Annotated in this window: 18 protein-coding genes; 9 read left to right on the top strand and 9 right to left on the bottom strand. The window is 64.9% G+C overall.

The window, feature by feature from the left end:
• Positions 1-3 precede the first annotated feature (3 nt).
• Positions 4-1,428 carry an allantoinase PuuE gene (puuE, locus tag EJ070_RS06745; RefSeq protein WP_126090636.1) on the bottom strand — a complete coding sequence of 475 codons (1,425 nt, stop codon included), beginning with the start codon at positions 1,426-1,428 and terminating at the stop codon, positions 4-6.
• Positions 1,429-1,601: 173 nt separating this feature from the next.
• Here puuE and uraH point away from each other — a divergent pair, with 173 nt between their 5' ends.
• The 5 genes from uraH (at position 1,602) to EJ070_RS06720 (ending at position 7,872) form a co-directional block, all read left to right on the top strand.
• Entirely contained in the window at positions 1,602-1,976 is a 375-nt protein-coding gene (gene uraH / locus EJ070_RS06740) for a hydroxyisourate hydrolase (protein ID WP_126090635.1), read from the top strand.
• A 3-nt stretch (positions 1,977-1,979) separates the two neighbouring features.
• Positions 1,980-3,455: a xanthine dehydrogenase small subunit gene (xdhA, locus tag EJ070_RS06735; protein WP_126090634.1), complete on the top strand. Its 1,476-nt coding sequence runs from the start codon at positions 1,980-1,982 to the stop codon at positions 3,453-3,455.
• On the top strand, positions 3,455-5,806 hold the full coding sequence (gene xdhB / locus EJ070_RS06730; protein ID WP_126090633.1) for a xanthine dehydrogenase molybdopterin binding subunit: 2,352 nt from the start codon (positions 3,455-3,457) through the stop codon (positions 5,804-5,806). Before xdhA ends, xdhB begins: the two co-directional genes overlap by 1 nt.
• 62 nt (positions 5,807-5,868) lie before the next feature.
• Entirely contained in the window at positions 5,869-6,870 is a 1,002-nt protein-coding gene (xdhC, locus tag EJ070_RS06725; RefSeq protein WP_126090632.1) for a xanthine dehydrogenase accessory protein XdhC, read from the top strand.
• 153 nt (positions 6,871-7,023) lie between these two features.
• Positions 7,024-7,872, top strand: coding sequence for a PhzF family phenazine biosynthesis protein (locus EJ070_RS06720; protein WP_126090631.1), 849 nt, complete (start codon positions 7,024-7,026; stop codon positions 7,870-7,872).
• Here the strand turns inward: EJ070_RS06720 and EJ070_RS06715 are convergent.
• The 3 genes from EJ070_RS06715 to EJ070_RS06705 form a co-directional block, all read right to left on the bottom strand.
• On the bottom strand, positions 7,869-9,119 hold the full coding sequence (locus tag EJ070_RS06715) for an LLM class flavin-dependent oxidoreductase (RefSeq protein ID WP_126090630.1): 1,251 nt from the start codon (positions 9,117-9,119) through the stop codon (positions 7,869-7,871). The genes EJ070_RS06720 and EJ070_RS06715 overlap by 4 nt on opposite strands.
• Complete coding sequence (locus tag EJ070_RS06710) at positions 9,116-10,093, bottom strand: LLM class flavin-dependent oxidoreductase (protein ID WP_245464828.1); 978 nt, start codon at positions 10,091-10,093, stop codon at positions 9,116-9,118. The genes EJ070_RS06715 and EJ070_RS06710 overlap by 4 nt, the downstream gene beginning before the upstream one ends.
• Positions 10,094-10,206: 113 nt before the next feature.
• Positions 10,207-11,127 (bottom strand): LysR family transcriptional regulator, encoded by a 921-nt coding sequence (locus EJ070_RS06705; RefSeq protein ID WP_126090629.1) that lies wholly within the window; start codon positions 11,125-11,127, stop codon positions 10,207-10,209.
• A 151-nt stretch (positions 11,128-11,278) separates the two neighbouring features.
• On the opposite strand from EJ070_RS06705, the gene EJ070_RS06700 reads away from it, so the two are divergent.
• The 4 genes from EJ070_RS06700 (at position 11,279) to EJ070_RS06685 (ending at position 15,660) form a co-directional block, all read left to right on the top strand.
• Positions 11,279-12,505 carry a urate hydroxylase PuuD gene (locus EJ070_RS06700; RefSeq protein WP_126090628.1) on the top strand — a complete coding sequence of 409 codons (1,227 nt, stop codon included), beginning with the start codon at positions 11,279-11,281 and terminating at the stop codon, positions 12,503-12,505.
• 2 nt (positions 12,506-12,507) lie between these two features.
• Positions 12,508-13,821 carry a guanine deaminase gene (gene guaD, locus EJ070_RS06695; protein ID WP_126090627.1) on the top strand — a complete coding sequence of 438 codons (1,314 nt, stop codon included), beginning with the start codon at positions 12,508-12,510 and terminating at the stop codon, positions 13,819-13,821.
• A gap of 79 nt (positions 13,822-13,900) precedes the next feature.
• A complete protein-coding gene (locus EJ070_RS06690) occupies positions 13,901-14,404 on the top strand; it encodes a heme-degrading domain-containing protein (RefSeq protein WP_126090626.1) in 504 nt (167 codons plus the stop codon).
• Positions 14,401-15,660 (top strand): glycerate kinase, encoded by a 1,260-nt coding sequence (locus EJ070_RS06685; protein ID WP_126090625.1) that lies wholly within the window; start codon positions 14,401-14,403, stop codon positions 15,658-15,660. The genes EJ070_RS06690 and EJ070_RS06685 overlap by 4 nt, the downstream gene beginning before the upstream one ends.
• Positions 15,661-15,755: 95 nt before the next feature.
• Here EJ070_RS06685 and EJ070_RS06680 read toward each other — a convergent pair whose 3' ends face one another.
• From EJ070_RS06680 to EJ070_RS06660, 5 genes are all read right to left on the bottom strand, one after another.
• A complete protein-coding gene (locus tag EJ070_RS06680) occupies positions 15,756-16,424 on the bottom strand; it encodes a UdgX family uracil-DNA binding protein (RefSeq protein ID WP_126090624.1) in 669 nt (222 codons plus the stop codon).
• Positions 16,425-16,487: 63 nt separating this feature from the next.
• Positions 16,488-17,894 carry a glutamine synthetase family protein gene (locus EJ070_RS06675; protein WP_126090623.1) on the bottom strand — a complete coding sequence of 469 codons (1,407 nt, stop codon included), beginning with the start codon at positions 17,892-17,894 and terminating at the stop codon, positions 16,488-16,490.
• Between the two features lie 26 nt (positions 17,895-17,920).
• Positions 17,921-19,297, bottom strand: a complete 1,377-nt coding sequence (locus EJ070_RS06670) for an aspartate aminotransferase family protein (RefSeq protein WP_126090622.1) — start codon at positions 19,295-19,297, stop codon at positions 17,921-17,923.
• A gap of 88 nt (positions 19,298-19,385) precedes the next feature.
• Positions 19,386-20,360, bottom strand: coding sequence for a WD40 repeat domain-containing protein (locus EJ070_RS06665; protein WP_126090621.1), 975 nt, complete (start codon positions 20,358-20,360; stop codon positions 19,386-19,388).
• A 233-nt stretch (positions 20,361-20,593) separates the two neighbouring features.
• Positions 20,594-21,628 (bottom strand): GTP-binding protein, encoded by a 1,035-nt coding sequence (locus tag EJ070_RS06660; protein ID WP_126090620.1) that lies wholly within the window; start codon positions 21,626-21,628, stop codon positions 20,594-20,596.
• Positions 21,629-21,875: the final 247 nt, after the last annotated feature.

The raw sequence follows: 21,875 nt of genomic DNA, 5'->3' as shown, positions 1-21,875 counted from the left end.
AGCCTATTGGGGGAGCATGTCTCTCAGCCGAAGCAGCGCGATGCGCTCGACCTGTTTGCAGGCGGTTTCGAATTCGACGCCGCGGCTGTTGCCGATGCGCGCCTCGAACTCGGCCAGGATCTCGTCCTTGGTCTTGCCCTTGACCGCGATGATGAAGGGGAAGCCGAAGGTGGTGACGTAGGCGGCGTTGAGTTTCGAGAAAAGCTCGCGCTCCTTGTCGGTCAGCGCATCGAGCCCGGCGGAAGCCTGTTCCTTGGCCGATTCCGCCGTCAGGCGCTTGGCCGCCGCCAGCTTGCCGGCAAGGTCGGGATGGGCGTTGAGCACCGAAAGCCGCTCGGCCTCCGTCGCCGCGCGGAAGACGCGGCAGAGCGCGTTGTGCAGGCCGCCGGCGCTGTCATGTGCGGGCCCAAGCTCCAGCTCGTAGGCGCGCTCGGCGATCCAGGGCGAATGCTCGAACACGCCGCCGAAGGCATGCACGAAGGCCTCGAACTCCATCCGCGACGGCCGCAAAGCCGGCGCCTGGTAAGGATGCGTCTCGCGCCAGTGCTTGGCGATGTCGACGCGCCGCGTCAGCCACACCTTCTCGTGCGACTTCACATAGTCGACGAAGCGCTTTAGCGCCGCCACGCGGCCCGGACGGCCGACCAGCCGGCAATGCAGGCCGATGTTCATCATCCGAGGACGCCCCGCTTTGCCCTCGGCATAGAGCGTGTCGAAGCTGTCCTTCAGATAGGCGAAGAACTGGTCGCCCGAGTTGAACCCCTGCGGTGTGGCAAAGCGCATGTCGTTGGCGTCGAGCGTGTAAGGAATGATGAGCTGCGGCTTCTCCAACCCTTCGCGGTCGAACCAGTAGGGCAGTTCGTCGTCATAGGTGTCGGAGACGTAGTCGAAGCCGCCTTCCTCGGCGGCGAGCCGCACGGTGTTGACCGAGGTGCGGCCGGTGTACCAGCCGGTCGGCCGCGCGCCGGTCACCTCGTAATGCAGCCGGATCGTCTCTTCGAGGTCGCGGCGCTCGTCCTCCGCGCTATGGTCGCGGTAGTCGATCCATTTCAGCCCGTGCGAGGCGATCTCCCAGCCGGCCTCCTGCATTGCCACGACCTGATCGGGCGAGCGGGCCAGTGCCGTGGCGACGCCGTAGCAGGTCACCGGCACCTGGGCTTCGGTGAACAGCCGGTAGAGCCGCCAGAAGCCGGCGCGAGCGCCATATTCGTAGATCGATTCCATGTTCCAGTGGCGCTGGCCGACCCAGGGGGCGGCGCCGACGATCTCGGACAGGAAGGCTTCCGAAGCCTTGTCGCCGTGCAGCACGCAGTTTTCGCCGCCTTCCTCGTAGTTGACGACGAACTGCACCGCGACATAGGCGCCACCGGGCCATTTCGGATCCGGCGGATTGGCCCCGTAACCGCGCATGTCCCGTTCGTAACGCATGATCGCTCCTGCCCGATTGTTGGGATGAAGATATCGAAAGGAGTGCGCCAGCATTCCCCCGAAAATTTTTGAAAGTGCTTTTTGCCGCACTCCGCTCGACCGGGACTTATGCATCGCCTTTAATTGGCGCACAATTGACCTGAAAACGTTTGTACCGGGATGGGAGGCGGCCAGTGGCAGAAACGTCCAAAGCCGATGGCGGGCGTCTGACGACCCACGTTCTCGACACCGCGACCGGCAGGCCGGCAAAAGGCCTCTCGATCGAGCTCTTCCGCATCGAGCGGCAGGCCCGCACGCATCTGAAGACCGTCACCACCAACGATGACGGCCGCTGCGACGCGCCGCTGCTGGCCGGTGCCGATTTCCGCACCGGCGAATATGAGCTGGTCTTCGCCGCCGGAGACTATCTGCGCGGGCAAGGCGTCAGCCTGCCGCAGCCGGCCTTCCTCGACACCGTGCCGATCCGCTTCGGCATGGCGGAGGAACGGCACTATCATGTGCCGCTCTTGATTTCGCCCTACGGCTACTCGACCTATCGCGGGAGCTGAGACATGGTTGAGACCCGCAACGAGATACGCTTCATCCTGAACGGCACCGACATCGCGCTGACCGACGTCGCGCCCGATGCAACTCTGCTCGATTGGCTGCGGCTCGACCGTTCGCTGCGCGGCACCAAGGAAGGCTGCGCCGAGGGCGATTGCGGCGCCTGCACAGTGCTGGTCGGCAAGTTGTCCGCCGAAGGCCTGGTCTACGAAAGCGTCAATGCCTGCATCCGCTTCATGGGCTCGCTCGACGGCACCCATGTCGTCACCATCGAGCATCTGCGCGGCGACGGCGATAAGCTGCATCCGGTGCAGCAGGCGATGGTCGATTTCCACGGCTCGCAATGCGGTTTCTGCACGCCGGGATTCATCATGTCGCTCTACGCGCTCTGGATGAGGACGCCCAACCCCTCCGATGCGGCGATCGAAAAGGCGCTGCAGGGCAATCTCTGCCGCTGCACCGGCTACGAGGCGATCATGCGCGCGGCACGTGCCATTTCGAGCTACGGCAAGGCGGCGAAGGACCCGCTGGCGGTGGAACGCAAGTCGATCACCGCGCGGCTGGAAGCGCTGCGCGACGGCGCCAGGGTCGAAGTCGGCTCTGGCAAGCAGCGGCTGATCGTGCCGGCCAATGTCGACGATTTCGCCGCCGTGCTCGAAAAGGAACCGGGCGCCACCATCGTTGCCGGCTCGACCGATGTCGGCCTATGGGTCACCAAGCATATGCGCGACATCTCACCGGCGATCTTCATCGGCGATCTCGATGGCCTGCGCTCAATGTCTGAGGCTGATGGAATGATCACCATCGGCGCCGGCGTCACCTACACCGAAGCCTTCGAGATGCTGTCCAAGCGCATCCCGGCGTTGGGACCGCTGGTCGACCGCATCGGCGGCGAGCAGGTGCGCAACATGGGCACCATCGGCGGCAACATCGCTAACGGCTCGCCGATCGGCGACATGCCGCCGCCGCTGATCGCGCTTGGCGCGCAACTGACGCTGCGCAAGGGCAACGCCCGCCGCACGATCCCGCTCGAGACCTTCTTCATCGCCTACGGCAAGCAGGACCGTCAGCTTGGCGAATTCGTCGAGTCCGTGCACGTGCCTGTCCCGGCAAAGGGAACGAGATTTGCCGTGTACAAGGTCACCAAGCGCCGCGACGAGGATATCACCGCGACCCTTGGCGCCTTCTATCTGACCCTGGCCAAGGATGGCTCTGTGGCCGATATCCGCATCGCCTATGGCGGCATGGCGGCCACGCCGAAGCGTGCCACGGCGGTTGAGAAGGCGCTGATCGGCAAGACCTGGAGCGACGCGACGGTGGAAGCCGCGATGGCCGAATATGCCAGCGACTTCACGCCGCTGACCGACATGCGCGCGACCGCCGAGTATCGCGCGCTTGCGGCGAAGAACCTGTTGTTGCGCTTCTTTGTCGAGACCACCGGCACCAAGGCGCCGTTCCAGGTCTCACGCTACGAGGCTGCCTGATGACCAAGCACGTCCCCAATCTCAAGGCGCAGAAGATCTCGGGCGGTGTCGCCAGCGACCAGCGGCATGATTCCGCGCACAAGCATGTCTCCGGTACGGCGGTCTATATCGACGACATGCCGGAGCCGGCCGGCATCCTGCATGGCTGCCTGGGCCTTTCGACAGCGACGCATGCGACAATCACCAGCATGGACCTCTCGGCGGTACGCACCGCTCCCGGCGTCGTCGATGTGCTGACGGCAAAGGACATTCCCGGCGAGAACGACATTTCGCCGACCGGACGTCATGACGAGCCGGTGCTCGCCGACGGCAAGGTCGAGTTCTTCGGCCAGCCGATCTTCTGCGTCATCGCCGAGACGCGCGAAGAGGCACGGCGCGCCACCAGGCTGGCCAAGGTCGAATACAGGCAGCTGCCTTTCGTCACCGACATCGCCGAGCTCGACCCGAGGAAAGGCAAGCTCGTCACCCCGCCGCTGACGCTGAGGCGCGGCGACGCGGCCGCGGCGATCAAGGCGGCGCCCCGCCGGCTCAAGGGCAAGATGCGCCTCGGCGGCCAGGAGCATTTCTATCTCGAAGGCCATATCGCCATGGCCATCCCTGGCGAAGACCAGGACGTCACCATCTATTCCTCGACCCAGCATCCGAGCGAAGTCCAGCATATGGTAAGCCACGCGCTGGGCGTGCCAAGCAACGCCATCACGGTGGAAATCCGCCGCATGGGTGGCGGCTTCGGCGGCAAGGAAACGCAGGGCAACCAGTTCGCGGCGCTCGCAGCCATCGCCGCCAAACGCCATCATCGCGCGGTCAAGATCCGGCCCGACCGGGACGACGACATGACCGCGACCGGCAAGCGCCACGATTTCCTCATCGACTATGAAGTCGGCTTCGACGACGACGGCAACATCCTCGGCGTCGACTTCATGTTCGCGGCGCGCTGCGGCTTCTCTTCGGACCTGTCCGGCCCGGTCACCGACCGCGCGCTGTTCCACTGCGACAACACCTACTTCTGGCCGAACGTGCACGCCCAGTCGGCGCCGCTCTACACCAACACGGTCTCGAACACCGCCTTCCGCGGCTTCGGCGGCCCGCAAGGCATGGTCGGCGCCGAGCGCGTCATCGACGAGGTCGCCTTTGCCGTCGGCAAGGATCCGCTCGAGATCCGCAAGAAGAATTTCTACGGCACGAATGGCGACCGCAACATCACGCCCTACCACCAGACGGTCGAGGACAATGTCATCCAGCGCATCGTCGCCGAGCTGGAGGCAAGCTCGAACTATGCGCGGCGCCGGCGCGAGATCAGCGCATTCAACAACAACAGCCGCTTCATCAAGCGCGGGCTGGCGCTGACGCCGGTCAAGTTCGGCATCTCCTTCACCGCCACGCACTACAATCAGGCCGGCGCGCTGGTGCATGTCTATACCGACGGTTCGGTTCACCTGAACCACGGCGGCACCGAGATGGGGCAGGGTCTCTATCTCAAGGTGGCGCAGGTCGTGGCGGAGGAGTTCCAGATCGATCTCGATCAGGTGAAGATCACCGCGACCACCACCGGCAAGGTGCCGAACACTTCGGCCACCGCCGCATCCTCGGGTTCGGACCTCAACGGCATGGCGGCGCAGAACGCCGCCCGCCAGATCAAGGACCGGCTGACCAACTTCGCCTCGGAAAAGTACCAGGTGCCACGCGATCAGGTGCTGTTCCTGCCCAACCGGGTCCGCATCGGCAACCAGGAGATACCCTTCGGCGATCTGGTCAAACAGGCCTATATGGCGCGCATTCAGCTTTCGGCGGCGGGCTTCTACAAGACGCCGAAGATCCACTGGAACCGCGACAAGGGCGAGGGCCGTCCCTTCTACTACTTCGCTTACGGCGCCTCCTGCTCGGAGGTGTCGGTCGACACGCTGACCGGCGAGTACGTGGTCGAGCGCACCGACATCCTGCACGAGACCGGCCGCTCGCTGAACCGCGCCATCGACCTCGGCCAGATAGAGGGCGGCTTCATCCAGGGCATGGGCTGGCTCACCACCGAGGAACTCTGGTGGGACGACAAGGGCCGGCTGCGCACCCATGCGCCGTCGACCTACAAGATCCCGCTCGCCTCCGACCGGCCGAAGATCTTCAATATCAAGCTGGCCGACTGGTCCGAAGCGAACGAGCCGACCGTGCATCGCTCCAAGGCAGTCGGCGAGCCGCCTTTCCCACTCGGCATGTCGGTGCTGCACGCGCTTTCCGATGCCGTGGCAAGTGTCGCGGACCACAAAATCTGTCCGCGCCTCGACGCCCCGGCAACGCCGGAACGGGTGCTGATGGCGATCGAAAGGCTGAAGCAGGAAGCCGCAAAGCCGGCCTGAACGGGCCAAAACGTGCAATTCAGGCCGAAAAACTCTATATTTCGGCATTAGGAATGCAGACGATGAACTCGAAAGTTCAAAGCCTGAAGGCGTTTCTCGGCCAGGCTGGCCGGGTCGCGCTGGTCGAGGTCGCGGCGACGAAAGGTTCGACGCCGCGCGAGACCGGCGCCTTCATGCTCGTCTCGGCATCGGCGATCTTCGGCACCATCGGCGGCGGCCAGCTCGAATATATGGCAATCGACAAGGCACGGCAGCTTATCTCCCCCCTTGAGGGGGAGATGGCCGCGAAGCGGCCAGAGGGGGTCGGTAGAGGAAGCGCGCGACCCAAGAAAATGCCGAGCACTGCCGCGGCGACCCCACCCGGCGGCTTCGCCGCCACCCTCCCCTCAAGGGGGAGGGAAGCCCGCATCGAGGCCGACGAAGTCTGCACAACGCTCGACGTTCCGCTCGGGCCGGAGATCGGCCAGTGCTGCGGCGGGCGCGTCGAGGTGCTGATCCGCCCTGTCGATGCGGCGCTCGAACGGGAACTGATCGCCAAGGCAGAGGCCGAGGAGGCGCGTCTGCCGCATGTCTATGTCTTCGGCGGCGGCCATGTCGGCCAGGCGCTGGCGGCGACGCTCGCTCTTCTGCCCATCCACGCCCTCGTCGTCGAGACGCGGGCGGATGCGCTGGAAGGCATGCCGGAAACGGTCGAGACGAGATTGACGCCGATGCCTGAAAGCGCCGTTCGAGAGGCGCCGGCGGGATCGGCCTTCGTCATCCTCACCCACGACCATGCGCTCGATTTCCTGATCGTCGCCGAGGCGCTGAGGCGCGACGACGCTGCCTATGTCGGCATGATCGGATCCAAGACCAAGAAGGCGACTTTCAAGAACTGGTTCCTGAAGTCGGCCGAGGGCAGCGAGGCCGAGTTCAACCGCCTCGTGTCGCCGATCGGCGGCAACGCCGTGAAGGACAAGCGCCCACCGGTGATCGCCGCACTTGCCGCCGCCGAGATCATGACGGCGCTGGCGTCGCATTCCGCCAAAGCGTCGGCTCCGTCCCAAAAGGCGATGGCCGGCTAAGGTCAGCCGCGGTCCTCGTCGCGCCGGCGACAGGGCTGCGAAGGTATGACCACCGCTCACAGCTGCTCGTCGCTTTCTTCGTTTCCCAAACGGGTTTGAACCGTGTTTTCTGCGCGCCTGGCGAACACGAGTTGTGAACACAGGGCGAGCGACATGGACGTTTTGCGCATAGCGGCATTTTCGGACGGCAACACCGGCGGCAATCCGGCCGGCGTCGTGATTGGCGACGTCCTACCGGATGCCGCCGAAATGCAGCGCGTCGCGGCCGAGGTCGGCTTTTCGGAAACCGCCTTCGCTGCGCCCGAAGGCGAGAACTGGCGCGTCCGCTATTTTTCGCCCGAATCGGAGGTGCCGTTCTGCGGCCATGCCACGATCGCGCTCGGTGCCGGGCTGGTCCGGCGGTTCGGCGACCGGATTTTCGCGCTGGCCCTCAATCAAGCCGGGATCACCGTCGAAGGATTCCGCGACGGTTCCAACATTGTCGCCGCGCTGCAGTCTCCGCCGACGCGCAGCAAGCCGGCACCGCCGGGACTTGTCTCCGAAATGCTGGCGCTGTTCGGTTACGCGGCAAGCGATCTCGATCCAGCCATTCCTCCGGCGCTGATCCATGGCGGCTCCGACCATTTCGCGCTGGCGCTGAGGTCGCGCGAGGCGCTGGCCGCCATGACCTATGATTTCAAGCAGGGCCAGGCCCTGATGCGGCGCGAAAGGCTGATCACGATCCTGCTCGCCTTTGCCGAAACGCCGCGGCTCTTCCACACGCGCAATCCCTTCGCTTCGGGCGGAGTCTACGAGGATCCGGCGACGGGCGCCGCCACCGCGGCCTTTGCCGGCTATCTGCGCGATCTCGACTGGCCGCATGGCGGCTCGATCGACATCGTCCAGGGCGAGGACATGGGCATCCGCTCGCGCCTCCATGCCGACATTCCGCCGACACCCGGCAGCTCGATCAGGGTTTCGGGGACGGCCCGGCTGATGGACGCACAGGCTGAAGCCGCTTAGACCGGCCGCTTCAGGCCGAGATGCTCGCGCAATGTGCGGCCCTCATAGTCCTTCCGGAACAGGCCGCGGCGCTGCAGCTCGGGCACGACCATTGTCGCGAAGGCGTCCAGTTCGCCCGGGAACCAGGACGGCATGACGTTGAAGCCGTCGGCGGCGCCGCCTTCGAAACGTGCCTGCAATTCGTCGGCGATTTGATCGGCCGTGCCGACGACGCGCCAATGCCCGCGCGCGCCGGCAAAGTAGCGTGCGAGGTCCCGGATCGAGAGGCCGTCCCGCCGGGCCTGCTCGATGACCAAAGCCTGCCGGCTTTTCATGCCTTCACTCTCCGGCAGTTCGGGCAGCGGCCCGTCGATCGGGTAGCGCCAGAGGTCGGAAATGCTGAGATAGCTGGAAAGCAGCGCGACGCCGACATCGTCGGGGATCAGCTCCTGCAGCGCATCGTATTTTGCCTGGGCCTCGGCTTTTGTTGCCGCGACGGTCGGCGCCACGCCGGGCATGATCTTGACGTCGTCCGGCTGGCGGCCATAGGCGGCCAGCCGCCCCTTGAGATCGTCATAAAAGGCCTTGGCCTCCTCAAGAGTCTGCGCCGCACTGAACACGACGTCGGCGGTCCGAGCGGCGAGATCTTTGCCGTCGTCGGAGGCGCCGGCCTGAACCATTACCGGCGCGCCCTGCGGCGAGGGCGGTATGTCGAGCGGGTCGCGCACCGAAAAACTTTGGCCGTCATGGCCGGCCGCCTTGCGGTGCCACAGGCTGGTGATGACGGTGGCGAATTCGCGGGCGCGTTCGTAGCGGTCGGCATGCGGCCTCAAGCCTGTCGAACCAAAATTTGCCGCTTCGATAGGGCTGGCCGAGGTGACCAGATTCCAGCCGGCCCGGCCGCCGCTCAGATTGTCGAGCGAAGCAAAGGCCCGCGCCAGCCCGTAGGGCTCGTTGTAGCTGGTCGACGCCGTCGATACGAGGCCGATGCGCTCGGTCTGGGCTGCAAGCACCGAAAGCAGGCTGATCGGCTCGAAGCCGATCGAGCGCGAGGTCTGCCTGGCGATATTGATGTTGGCTTCACGCAGGCCGGCGGCGTCCTCGCAGAAGATCATGTCGAACTTCGCCGCTTCGGCCGTCCGCGTCAGCTTGATGTAATGCTCGATGTCGATGCCGGCCGTGACATGCGCGTCCGGATGGCGCCAGGCGGCGATATGGTGGCCGGTCGCCCACAGGAACAGGCCGAGCTTCATCTGGCGCGCGCTCATTGTCCTCCTCCCGCGCCAAGCCCGAGATGCTCGCGCAGCGTAGTGCCGTGGTGGATCGACCGAACCAGACCGCGACGTTGAAGCGCCGGCAGCAGGCGGTCGGTGAAGTCGTCGAACGCCGAAAGATCAGCAGGCAAAGCAATGTTGAGACCGTCGCAGCTTTCCGCGCTGAACCAGTCCTCCAGCCTGTTGGTCGCAAGCTCGGGTGTCGCGGCAACGGTCATAAGCACCTTGACGGCATCCGGTGTGCGTCCGGCGGGTGACACCCGGCGCTTCAGGTCGTCGCAAGCCGCCTTTGCGTCTGTCGGTGATTTGCCCTTGACCAGGATGACATCGGCGACGCGGGCGCCGAAATCGAGATCGGCCGCCGCCAGGCCGGACATGACCAGCACGGGCATATCCTGTGGCGAGCGGGCGACATTGAGCGGCCCGCGCACCGAGAAGAACTCGCCCTTGTGATCGAGGAGATGCATCTTTTCCGGATCGTGGAACCGGCCGGCGGCCTTGTCGAAAAGCAGGGCGTCCGCATCCCAGCCTCGCCACAGACCCTGCACGATGCCGATGAACTCTTCCGCGCGGCGGCGGAAATCGTCATCGGCTATGCCTTCCGGCCGGCTGAAATTGGCTGCCTCGCGCGGGTTTTGCCGCATCGTCGCATTCCAGCCGATGCGGCCATGGCTGATGATGTCGAGCGAAGCAAAACGGCGCGCCAGATTGTAGGGCTGGTGCGCCAATGTCGAGGCGCTGGCCACCAGCCCGATCCTTTCGGTCACCGTCGCCAGTGCCGCCAGAAGCGTCGTCGCCTCGAACGGGCTGCTCGATCGCTCGTCCATTGAATCGGAGATGACGACCATATCGATCCCGGCCGCCTCTACCTTCCGCACGAAGCCGGCGATCTCGGCAAATGTCAGGCCGGCCTGCCCGGCGGCGGAAGCAATGTTGAGCGAAACGGCGAGATACATTGTGCTGCCCATTCGGCTGCCAGCGACGTCGCTATCAACCTAGGCTCGCCCCCAGGCAAGGCAACCCGATCGGCTGGGCCAGCAGCCAGTCACTTGCCGACCAGTCCCTACTTGCCGGCCAGCCCTTACTTACCAGCAAGAATGTCCTTGATCAGCCGCTGGCAGCGGTCGGCCATGAAGTCGAGCAGCAGCCGCACCTTCGGGTCCTGCAGCTTCTTGTGCGGATAGACGGCGGCCAACTGCACCGGCGTCGGCGGGGTCTTGGCCAGGATCACCTTCAGCCGCTGGTCGCGGATGAACGGCTCGACCTCGAAGCGCGGCTTGTTGATGATGCCGCGCCCCGACAGCGCCCAGCCGGTCAGAACGTCGCCGTCGTCGGTGTCATATGGCCCGTGCACCTCGAATTTCTGCACGCCGTTCGGCGTCTGCAGCGTCCAGACATATTCGCGCGTGCCGGCGTAGCGCAGCATCAGGCAGTCGTGCTTCTTGCCGATCAGCTCCTGCGGCTCGACCGGCTCGCCGCGCGCTTCCAGATATTTCGGCGCCGCCACCAGCACGCGCTCGCAGTCCATGATGCCGCGCATCCTGAGACTCGAATCCTCGATGATGCCGAGCCGGAAGGCGACGTCGATGCCTTCCTTCATGATGTCGACATTGTGATCGGAGAGCCTGAGCCGCACCTCGATATCGGGATATTTGTCGTGGAAGTCCGGGATGCCGGAAGCGATCAGCCGCCGGCCGAGGCCGAGCGGCGCCGTCACCCTGATGGTGCCGCGTGGCTGGCCGGAGAGAGCGGCGACAGCGGCTTCTGCCTCGGTGATCGCCTCCAGGACCTGCTTGGCGCCGGTGTAGAACACCGTGCCATGCTCGGTCGGCATCAACTGCCTTGTCGTGCGATTGAACAGCCTGACCCCGAGATGCTTCTCCAGTTCCTTGATGCGGTTGGAGGCGACCGCCGGCGAGATGCGCATGTCGCGACCGGCCGCCGAAAGATTGCCGAGCTCGACGACGCGGACGAAGACGGCGATGTTGTCGAGATAGGCCATGCGGCTGTCGTGGCTCTCAAACGGCTCAGTGTGGTGAGCGTAGTATTTTCCATTTTTTTTTGAAAGTCATCGCGGGCCCCGCCTCTTTTCGTTTCGGCGCCAGCCCGTAAAGTCGTGCAACCGGCAGGGACGATTTCCCAGGGGCGACTCGATGATGGATTTTGCGATTTTCTGGGACTGGCTGAGCTTCGCGGTCCGCTGGCTGCATGTCATCACCGGCATCGCCTGGATCGGCTCCTCCTTCTATTTCGTCGCCCTCGATCTCGGGCTTCGCCAGCGTCCCGGCCTGCCCGCCGGCGCCTTCGGCGAGGAATGGCAGGTGCATGGCGGCGGCTTCTACCACATCCAGAAATACCTGGTGGCGCCGGCCGAGATGCCGGAGCACCTGACCTGGTTCAAATGGGAATCCTACGCCACCTGGCTGTCGGGCTTCGCCATGCTCTGCGTGGTCTATTATGCCGGGGCGGATCTCTTCCTGATCGACCCCAACGTGCTCAACGTCTCGGTGCCGGTCGGCATCCTGCTGTCGTTGGCGACAATCGGCGTCGGCTGGATCGTCTACGATCTTCTGTGCCGCTCGCCGCTCGGCAAAAGCGACACCGGGCTGATGCTGGTGCTTTACTGCGTGCTGGTTTTCATCGCCTGGGGCCTCACCCACCTCTTCACCGGCCGCGCCGCCTTCCTGCATCTCGGCGCCATCACCGCCACGATCATGTCGGCCAACGTCTTCATGGTCATCATCCCCAACCAGAAGATCGTCGTCGCCGACCTGATCGCCGACCGCAAGCCGGACCCGAAATACGGCAAGATCGCCAAGCAGCGCTCGCTGCACAACAACTACCTGACCTTGCCGGTCCTGTTCCTGATGCTGTCGAACCACTACCCGCTGGCCTTCGGCACCGAGTTCAACTGGGTCATCGCCTCGCTGGTCTTCATCATCGGCGTGCTGATCCGGCACTATTTCAACACGGTGCATGCAAGGAAGGGCAACCCGACCTGGACCTGGCTCGGCGCCGCCGTGCTGTTCATGATCATCGTCTGGCTCTCGACCGTGCCGAAGGTGCTGACCGGCGAGCCGAAGACCTCTGCCGCATCGGCTGCAGCCCAGGTCTACATGGCTTCGGCCCACTTCGCCGCCGTGCGCGACACCGTGCTCGGCCGCTGCTCGATGTGCCATACCGAGGAGCCGGTCTATGAAGGCATCTACCATGCGCCGAAGGGCGTGATGCTCGACACCGACGCGCGCATCGCCGAGCATGCCCGCGAGATCTATCTGCAGGCCGGCCGGGCGCATGCCATGCCGCCCGCCAACGTCACCCAGACAACCGACCAGGAACGGGCCCTTTTGGTCGCCTGGTTCGAAGGCGCCGGAAAGTAAGCATGACATCGAAACTCCTGCGCGGCCGCACGCTCTCTTTCCTGCGCTGGCCCGAAGCGATAGACGACCATGCCGCCTGGCGCTACGAGGAGGATGGCGCGCTGCTGCTCGACGAAGGCAAGATCGTTGCCGCCGGTCCCTATGCCGAGGTCAAGAAGCGCGCAGGCACCGGCGTCGAGACGATCGACCATCGCCCGCATCTCATCTTGCCTGGGTTCCTCGACGCCCATGTGCATTTTCCGCAGATGCAGGTCATCGCGTCCTACGGCGCCGAACTGCTCGACTGGCTGAACAAATACACTTTTCCCGAAGAGACGAAATTCCGGAACGCGCAGCATGGCCGCCGCATCGCGCGGCTGTTCCTTGATGAAATGCTGCGCCACGGCACGACGACGGTCGCCGCCTACTGCTCGGTGCACAAATCTTCCGCCGAAGCCTTCTTCGCCGAATCCCATGACCGCAACATGCTCAACATCGCCGGCAAGGTGATGATGGACCGCAACGCGCCGGACGGCGTCCTCGACACGCCGCAGACCGGCTATGACGACACCAAGGCGCTGATTGCCGAATGGCACGGCAAGGGCCGCCAGCTCTATGCCGTCACGCCGCGCTTTGCGATCACCTCCTCGCCCGAGCAGATGGAGATGGCCGGCGCGCTCTGCCGCGAGCATCCCGATCTCCACATGCAGACGCATCTGTCCGAAAACCACGCCGAGATCGCCTTCACCCAGGAGCTCTATCCCTGGTCGCGCGACTACACCGATATCTATGAGCATTACGGCCTGCTGGGCGGGAAGAGCCTGTTCGGCCACTGCATTCACCTCTCCGACCGTGAGGCGGATGCGCTTTCGCAGTCGGGTTCTGTGGCGGTGTTCTGCCCGACCTCCAATCTCTTCCTCGGTTCCGGCCTGTTCGACTACCAGCGCTACCGCCGCCGCGAAAAGCCGCTCCGGATCGCCGCGGCCACCGATGTCGGCGGCGGCACCAACTATTCGATGCTGCGCACCATGGACGAGGGCTACAAGGTGATCGCGCTGAACGGCGAGAAGCTGAACCCGTTCCAGTCCTTCTGGCAGTTGACGCGCGGCAATGCCGAGGCGCTGTCTGTCGCCGACAAAGTCGGCACGCTCGATGAAGGCACAGACGCCGACATCGTCGTGCTCGACGCCTACGCCACGCCGGCGATGCGGCTGAGGATGGAGACGGTGGAGACGCTGGCCGAGGAACTTTTCCTGCTGCAGACGCTGGGCGACGATCGCGCCGTGCGCGAGGTCTATGTGGCGGGCCGGCCGGCAAAGAGCGCCATCGCGGCATAACGCCATTCCACGCGCTCCGCGCTTGACCCGGCGTCAGCCATCGGCCAAAGCGTGCGTCGGACATTGACAGGGGAACGCCATGGCTGCCGCCGACGACATCGCTCTGATCAAGAAACAGGAAGCGGCGCTGGTCTTCCCGGCCTTCGACGAGGCCACAGCCTTCGAGATCGGCTCGGCGATACGGGAACGGGCGCTCAAGGAAAATCTGCCGATCATCGTCGACATCAGGACCTTCGACCGACCGCTCTTCTATGCCGCCATGCCGGGTTCGAATGCCTCCAATCCCGACTGGGCGCGGCGCAAGATCAATGTCGTGAAACGCTATCTGAGAAGCACCTACCGCATGGTGCTGGAGCAGCAGCGGCCCGACCGCACCTTCAAGATCGGCGAGGCGCTGGACATCGCCGACTATGTGCTCGCCGGCGGCGGCTTTCCCGTAACCGTCAAGGGCGCTGGCGTCGTCGGCGTCATTGCTGTCTCGGGTCTGCCTGAAAGGGATGACCACGGCGTCGTGGTCGATGCGCTCTGCGCCCATCTCGGCATCGACGCAAGCAAGTTCAGGTTGCCGCCGGAAGAAAAATGACCGATCCAAAGTCCTTCCTCACGTCGATCTTCAACGCCGCCGTCGCTGCCGCCGAACCGGAAAAGACGATCCGCAATCATTTGCCGGCAAGGCCGAAGGGCCGCACCATCGTCATCGGCGCGGGAAAAGGCTCGGCGCAGATGGCGGCGGCCTTCGAGAAGGTCTGGGAAGGGCCGATCGACGGGCTGGTCGTCACCCGCTACGGCTATGGCGCGAAATGCGAGCGCATCGAGATCATCGAGGCGGCGCATCCAGTGCCGGACGCCGCAGGCCTCGAAGCGTCGCGCCGGCTGCTGGAGAAGGTGCGGGGTCTGACATCGGACGATCTGGTGGTGGCGCTGATTTCCGGCGGCGGCTCGGCGCTGCTGCCGTCGCCCGCTCCCGGCCTGACTTTAGCCGACGAGATCGCCGTCAACGAAGCGCTGCTTGCCTCCGGCGCGCCGATCGCGGCCATGAATACCATCCGCAAGCATGTCTCGACCATCAAGGGCGGTCGCCTTGCCGCCGCCGCCCATCCGGCGAGGGTCGTGTCGCTGGTCGTTTCCGACATCCCCGGCGACAATCCGGCGCTGGTTGCGTCGGGACCGACCGTCCCCGACACCGGCAGCCGTGAGGATGCGCTGGCGGCGATCGCCGCCTACAACATGAAGTTTCCGGCCTCCGTCATGGCGCATATCCAATCGCCCGCCGCCGATGCGCCGCGACCCAACGACCCGCGCTTTGCCGGCAACGAGGTGCATCTCATTGCCTCGGCGGGCGTGTCGCTGGAAGCGGCGACAGCCGAAGCGAAGCGGCAAGGCATTGAGGCCGTGATCCTGTCGGATTCGATCGAAGGCGAGGCGCGCGAGGTCGGTGGTGTCCATGCCGCTATCGCGCGCGAGGTGGCGACGCGCAACCGCCCCTTCGCCAAGCCGGTGCTGATCCTCTCAGGCGGCGAGACGACGGTGACCTTGCGCGCCAAGGGCAAGGGCGGCCGCAACTCGGAATTCCTGCTCGCCTTTGCCATCGCCATCAACGGTGTGGATGGTATCCATGCTCTGGCGGCAGACACCGACGGGATCGACGGCTCGGAGAACAATGCCGGCGCCTTCGCCGACGGCTCGACCGTGTCGCGCATGCGCGGGGCGGGTGTCGACGCCAAGGCGATGCTAGCCGGCAACAATGCCTGGACGGCCTTCAATGCGGTGGGTGATCTGTTCGTGCCGGGACCTACGGGCACGAATGTGAATGATCTCAGGGCGATTCTGGTTAGGTAGCGCCGAGCCACGGACGAGCGTTTCGGCTAATCTTCAACGTCGCACTACCGTGCAGCAGCGTCGCCCCTCTGCGCGGGGTCGGGCACGCTGATCATTCAAGCAGCCATCAACTCTTTTACCTTCCGCATATCCTTCAAAAACCGCTCCCTCTCCGCCTCCTTGTCCTCCTGCTCGCGGATGCGCAGGATAAGCGAGGGGTGGATGGTGATGAAGACGCGTAAGCCGTCATCGCGCTCGATCACCTCGCCGCGCCTCTTCAACACCGGTACCGCTTTGCCAAGCAGGGACTGCGCCGCGGTCGAGCCAAGCGCCACGGCAAGACGGGGCTCGATCCGGCCGATCTCCTTGTCCAGCCACCAGCGGCAGGCCTGCACCTCGCCGACATTGGGCTTGGAGTGGATGCGCCGTTTGCCGCGCGGCTCGAATTTGAAATGCTTCACCGCGTTTGTGACATAGACCTTCCGGCGGTCGATGTCGGCATCTTCCAGCGTGGCGTCGAGCATCCGGCCCGCCGGGCCGACAAATGGTTTGCCGGCCCGATCCTCCTGGTCTCCCGGCTGTTCGCCGACGAAGATCACCTCGGCGTCTTCCGGCCCTTCGCCGAAAACCGTCTGTGTCGCGTTGCGCCACAGCGGGCAGCGGCGGCAACCCGTCGCCTCATCGCGCAACTCGGCGATCGGCGCTGCGTCGTCCGGCGGTTCGGCGTGTCCCGCTCGAGCGCGTCTGCCGGAAGTCGCCGGCTCATGTGGAGTCGTGCCTGCCATCGTCCATCCCTCGTCCGCTTCGATGTTGAATGGGCGAGATTGTCGATGGTTCCTGCCGGTGCCTCACACCTCGTGCAGATAGAGGTGGTAATCCAGCTCGCTGACGGTGCGGGCGACGCGCAGATATTCCGCCTGCTTGATCGCCACGAAGGTTCGGTGCAGGTCGGGGCCGAGCGCCGATTTCAGGAAATCGGAGCGCCTGGCCGCCTCGATCGCGGCGCGCCAGTCCACCGGCATGGTCGTGTCCGCGGGGGCGGACTCATAGCCGTTGCCGGTCGTCTCCGGTCCGGGGTCGAGCCCCTCGTCGAGGCCCTTGACGATGCCGGCCAGCACGGTCGCCGCCACCAGATAGGGATTGGCGTCGACGCCGGACGGCCTGTGCTCGATGCGGCGGTTCTTGGCGTCGCCCGCCGGCACGCGCAGCGCCACCGATCGGTTGTTGACGCCCCAGGTCGGCGCCACCGGCGCATAGGATTGCGAGACGAAGCGCCGCCATGAATTGGCATGCGGCGCGAAAACCAGCATCGATTCCGCCATGGTGTGGATCAGGCCGCCGAGCGCGTTGAGCAGGCTCGGTGACCATTTCTCGCCGACGGCTTCGGTGAAGACGTTCCGGCCCGCATCGTCCTGCAGCGAAACGTGAAAATGCATGCCCGAGCCGGCATAGGTCTCGATCGGCTTTGCCATGAAGCACGCGGTGACGCCGTGCCGGCGCGCTTGCGCCCGGACCAGCCGTTTCAGCATGACCAGGTCATCGGCCGCCCGCATCACATCCTTGCGGTAGTTGAGCGTCAGTTCGTATTGGCCGGGCGCATATTCCGAAATGACGGTCTCGGCCGGAATGCCTTGCGCCCTGGCGGCGGCGTAGATGTCGGAAAACAGCGGCTCCATGCCGTGCAGATGGTCGACCGAATAGACTTCCGTCTTGCCCGAGCGGCGGCCGTCGAGCACCGCGCGGGCGGCCTGCACCTTGCCGTCCACATCGCGTTCGTTGGCGAGGAGAAAAAATTCCAGCTCGAAGGCGCCGGCCGGATGCAGACCCTTGGCCGCCAATATGTCCACCTGCCGGGCCAGCGCCAGCCGTGGATCGGACGACATCGGCAGTCCGTCGAGATGATACATCGCCATCAGCACCTGGCCGCGCGGCGGCTGCGTGCCGTGGAGCGGCACCAGTGTGCCGGGTATCGGCCAGGCCCTGAGGTCGCCGTCGCCGCTGTCCCAGATCAGCCCGGTTTCGTGGACGTCCTCGCCGGTGATGTCTAGGCCGAGGATCGAGATCGGCATATGACGGCCATTCTCGAAAATGCCCATCAGCTCGTGGCGCCGCACGATCTTGCCGCGGCCGATGCCGTTGGCGTCGGTGAGCACGATGTCGAAGGCCTCGATGTCGGGATGGGTGTCGAGAAAAGCCTTCGCCTCGGCGGGCGTCGAGCCTGAAGGGGAGGTCGCAACTGTGCTCGGATTGTCCATGGCTGCCAATCTTCCAACTGCTTGTCTCACGCCGTAAGCCTGGCCGCAACCGCGCTGAAAGCGGTGATCAGCCGGCTCACCTGCGCCGCCGTCGTCGCCGGCGAAATCAGCATCATATTGTGGAACGGTGCGATCAGCACGCCGCGATTGACCAGCGCGACATGGATGGCTGCCTCGAGTTCCGGCGCATGCGCCTTCTCCGCCTCGCTGCCATCTTTCAGCGGACCGGGCGCGCAGATGAACTCGACCCGGGCTCCGACGCGCGCGACATGCCAGGGCAAATGATAACGGTCGATGACGGCGGTCAGCCCGGCGTCGAGGCGGCGCGCCAGCCGGTCCATATGGGCATAGGCCTCCTCCGTCATCACCTCTTCCAGCGTCGCGCGCATCGCCGCGAATTGCATCGGGTTGGCCGACAGCGTCGTACCCATGCCGGAGTAACCGGGCTCCTTCGTCCGGTTATAGGCGCCGTAGCGGGTGGCGACCTCTTCGCTCATGCCCCAGATGCTGGCCGGTACGCCGCCGGCCACCGGCTTGCCGAGCACGAACAGGTCCGGCTCCAGTCCATGTTTGCGTGTGTAACCGCCAGGGCCGGTGGAGATGGTGTGCGTCTCGTCGATCAGAAGCAGAGTGCCGGCCGCGCGGGTGAGGCGACGCAGTGCGTCGTGAAAGCCGGGTTCCGGCAGCACCATGTAGGAATTGGTCAGCACCGGCTCGGTGATGACGCAGGCGACGTCGCGCTCGTCAAGCGAGGCCTCCAGTGCGGCGATGTCGTTGAACTCGACGACCTTCGTTGCCCGTGTGAGATCGCGGAATTCGCCGGCCAGCCCGGGTCGGTTGACTGGCTTGCCGTCGATCAGCCGCACCATCGTCTCGTCGACCGAGCCGTGATAGCAGCCGTTGAAGACCAGGATTTTCTCCCGCCCCGTCACCGCGCGGGCGACACGAAGCGCGAAGCGGTTGGCGTCGGTGGCGGTGGTGGCGATCTGCCAATAGGGCAGACCGAAGCGCTGCTGCAGGAGCGGGCCGATCGCCAGCGCATCCTCGCTGGGCAGCATGTAGGTCAGGCCGCGCCCGGCCTGCCGGCGGATGGCGCGGGCGACCGCCGGCGGCGAATGCCCGAGCATCGAGCCGGTGTCGCCAAGGCAGAAATCGTCAAGCTTGTTGCCGTCGACATCGGTGATCGTGGCGCCTTTAGCGCCGTCGACCAGAATCGGGAACGGCGTCGGCCAGTCGGTCATCCAGTGCATAGGCACGCCGCCGAGGAAGCCGGCCATCCCGTTGCCAACCTTCGCCTCGGATTTCGGCCGTGCCTTGCGGAACGCGGCCGCTTCTGCCTCGCGCAGTTCAGCGATGCGGGCGGCAGCGATGCCGCCGATGGACGAATGGTCGATTGAATGCATGAAGGCCCCTCTTTCAGGCAATAGGCAGTAGGGACTAGGCAGTAGGGCGCTCTCTTTTTCCTACTGCCTATTCCCTACTGCCTATTCCCTAAGCAGTGATATCGATCACGCCGCAATCGCCGGCCGCACTTCCGAAGACGATGCGGCGCTCTTCCTTATCCCACATCATCGCGGTGATCGCGCCCTTGCCCGGGCGGCGCAGCAGCACCTCCTTGGCGTCGGCGAAGCGCGCCGCGATCACCATGCCGTCCTCATAGCCGATGGCCGTGACCTCCTGGCTGGGGTGGCAGGCGACGCAGGTCACCATCGTGTTGCCGCGCGTGCCGAGCTCCAGCGGCGCCTTGCCCATCGGCCCGTCCTTGCTGGCGAATGGCCACACGATCGCTGCCGGCGCGCCCGAACTTGCCAGCCACTTGCCCTTCACGCTCCAGGACAGGCTTTTCACCTTGCCCGGATAGCCGCTCATGCGCATGTGTTTGCCATCGGCCAGCTTCCAGCCGTGCAGCGCGTTCTCCTGCATGGTGGTGATCAGGAAGGCGCCGTCCGGCGAGAAGGTTATGCCGGTATGGGCGCCAGCCCATTCGAGTTCCACCGGCTTGCCGTCGGCGGCCGGGAAATGCAGCGTCGCGCCATTGTAGCGTGCGACGCCGAAGCGCATGCCCTTGGGCGAGAAGGCCAGGCCTTCCACCGAGCGTGGATGGGTAAACTCCTTGATCTTGCCGTCGGCAAAGCGCGCGAAGGCGATCTTGCCCGAGGCATAGGCGATCGCGCCCTGCGGGCCGGCGGCGACGCTGGTGATCCATTTTTTGCCGGCGCTGGCGAGTTCGCTCGCCTCTCCGCCGGCCTTCACTGCGAACACCTTGCCGTCCTCGCCGCCGGTGATCAGCCGGTCGTTGGCTGCGTCATGGAAGGCGGCGAGCAGCCCGTCATTGGCTTGCACGGTCTTGTGCCCATTGTCCAACCGGTGGATCGTGCCGTCGGCAAGCGCGAAATGCGGCACGTCGTTGAGGAAGACGGCGGCGACGCAATGGCCTTCGAGATCAAGCGGGGCGACTGTGGGCATGGGCACTGGTCCATTCGAGATCACGAGCCGGCGCGGCTAGGTGTGGCTCCCCCTTCTCCCCTTGTGGGAGAAGGTGGATTGGCGCGTAGCGCCAAGACGGATGAGGGGTGTTGGACGGAGCGCCGTCATCGCCAAGCTGGAACACCCCTCATCCGACCGAGCTTCGCTCGGCCACCTTCTCCCGCAAGAGGAGAAGGAGAGAAGGGCAGCGCTAGCGCCTGAAAGTCCGAAAATCAAGCCGCCTGGCAGGCTTCAAAACTCTTGCGGAGCCGCTCTTCATCGAGGTCGCGGCCGATGAACACCAGCCGGCTCTCATGCTTCTCGCCGTCCTTCCAGGCGCGCTGATGGTCGCCTTCGAGGATCATGTGCACGCCTTGCAGAACATAGCGCTCGTCGTCGCCCTTGAGCGCGATGATGCCCTTCAGCCGCAGAATGTTCGGACCTTCCATCTGGGTCACCTTCTCGATCCAGGGGAAGAACTTTTTCGGGTCCATCTCGCCGCCGCGCAGCGACACCGACTTCACCGTCACGTCGTGGATATCCGAAGCATGGTCGTGGTGATGATGGTCATGCCCGTCATGATCGTGGTGGTCGTGGTCGTGGTCATGATCATGCGCCTCGAGGAAATGTGGATCGTTCTCCAGCGCGCGGGACAGGTCGAAGGCGCCACGGTCGAGCACCTCGCGAAGCGCCACGCCGGCGCGCTCTGTGCGATGGATCCTGGCCGCCGGGTTGATGGCGCGGATCGTCGCTTCGACCTTTTCGAGCTCTTCCGGGGTGACGAGATCGGTCTTGTTCAGCACCACGACGTCGGCAAAGGCGATCTGGTCCTCGGCCTCCTTGGAATCCTTCAGCCGCAGCGGCAGGTGCTTGGCGTCGACCAGCGCCACCACCGCGTCGAGCTTGGTCTTCGAGCGCACGTCATCGTCCATGAAGAAGGTCTGTGCCACCGGCACCGGGTCGGCAAGACCGGTAGTCTCGACGACGATGGCATCGAAGCGGCCGGGCCGCCGCATCAGGCCCTCGACCACGCGGATCAGGTCGCCGCGCACCGTGCAGCACACGCAGCCATTGTTCATCTCGTAGATTTCCTCGTCGGATTCGACGATCAGGTCGTTGTCGATGCCGATCTCGCCGAACTCGTTGACGATGACGGCGTAACGCCTGCCGTGGTTCTCCGACAGGATGCGGTTGAGCAGCGTCGTCTTGCCCGCGCCGAGATAGCCGGTGAGAACGGTTACGGGGATCTGCGTCTGTGCATCGCTCATGGGTTGCCTCGAAAATCTGTGCCCTAAAGGATTTGTCGGCCTCATATAGGGTGTGGGGGCGGCTTTTGCACGCACCAAACCGGTGGGCCAGCGGATACTCCGATCGGGGCAGGCACCGTGGATGGATTCGCGGTGACCAGGACGGCCTAATGGGGCAGCCGCACGGGCGTTGCCTCACCCTTGCGGACTTTCCGCTGTGGATCTCGCCGCCTCAAAAGTCGTTTGTCATCTAACTGAAATAAACATC

This window comes from Mesorhizobium sp. M1E.F.Ca.ET.045.02.1.1 (assembly GCF_003952485.1).
Lineage (GTDB): Bacteria > Pseudomonadota > Alphaproteobacteria > Rhizobiales > Rhizobiaceae > Mesorhizobium.
The sequence above is the reverse complement of the archived record's forward strand: the minus strand, read 5'-3'. Positions and strand labels throughout refer to the sequence as shown.

Coding starts and splice junctions, on each gene's coding strand:
- puuE (WP_126090636.1), bottom strand. CDS start 1,428: ATGCGTTACGAACGGGACATGCGCGGTTACGGGGCCAATCCGCCGGAT.
- xdhA (WP_126090634.1), top strand. CDS start 1,980: ATGGTTGAGACCCGCAACGAGATACGCTTCATCCTGAACGGCACCGAC.
- xdhB (WP_126090633.1), top strand. CDS start 3,455: ATGACCAAGCACGTCCCCAATCTCAAGGCGCAGAAGATCTCGGGCGGT.
- xdhC (WP_126090632.1), top strand. CDS start 5,869: ATGAACTCGAAAGTTCAAAGCCTGAAGGCGTTTCTCGGCCAGGCTGGC.
- EJ070_RS06720 (WP_126090631.1), top strand. CDS start 7,024: ATGGACGTTTTGCGCATAGCGGCATTTTCGGACGGCAACACCGGCGGC.
- EJ070_RS06715 (WP_126090630.1), bottom strand. CDS start 9,119: ATGAGCGCGCGCCAGATGAAGCTCGGCCTGTTCCTGTGGGCGACCGGC.
- EJ070_RS06710 (WP_245464828.1), bottom strand. CDS start 10,093: ATGGGCAGCACAATGTATCTCGCCGTTTCGCTCAACATTGCTTCCGCC.
- EJ070_RS06705 (WP_126090629.1), bottom strand. CDS start 11,127: ATGGCCTATCTCGACAACATCGCCGTCTTCGTCCGCGTCGTCGAGCTC.
- EJ070_RS06700 (WP_126090628.1), top strand. CDS start 11,279: ATGATGGATTTTGCGATTTTCTGGGACTGGCTGAGCTTCGCGGTCCGC.
- guaD (WP_126090627.1), top strand. CDS start 12,508: ATGACATCGAAACTCCTGCGCGGCCGCACGCTCTCTTTCCTGCGCTGG.
- EJ070_RS06690 (WP_126090626.1), top strand. CDS start 13,901: ATGGCTGCCGCCGACGACATCGCTCTGATCAAGAAACAGGAAGCGGCG.
- EJ070_RS06685 (WP_126090625.1), top strand. CDS start 14,401: ATGACCGATCCAAAGTCCTTCCTCACGTCGATCTTCAACGCCGCCGTC.
- EJ070_RS06680 (WP_126090624.1), bottom strand. CDS start 16,424: ATGGCAGGCACGACTCCACATGAGCCGGCGACTTCCGGCAGACGCGCT.
- EJ070_RS06675 (WP_126090623.1), bottom strand. CDS start 17,894: ATGGACAATCCGAGCACAGTTGCGACCTCCCCTTCAGGCTCGACGCCC.
- EJ070_RS06670 (WP_126090622.1), bottom strand. CDS start 19,297: ATGCATTCAATCGACCATTCGTCCATCGGCGGCATCGCTGCCGCCCGC.
- EJ070_RS06665 (WP_126090621.1), bottom strand. CDS start 20,360: ATGCCCACAGTCGCCCCGCTTGATCTCGAAGGCCATTGCGTCGCCGCC.
- EJ070_RS06660 (WP_126090620.1), bottom strand. CDS start 21,628: ATGAGCGATGCACAGACGCAGATCCCCGTAACCGTTCTCACCGGCTAT.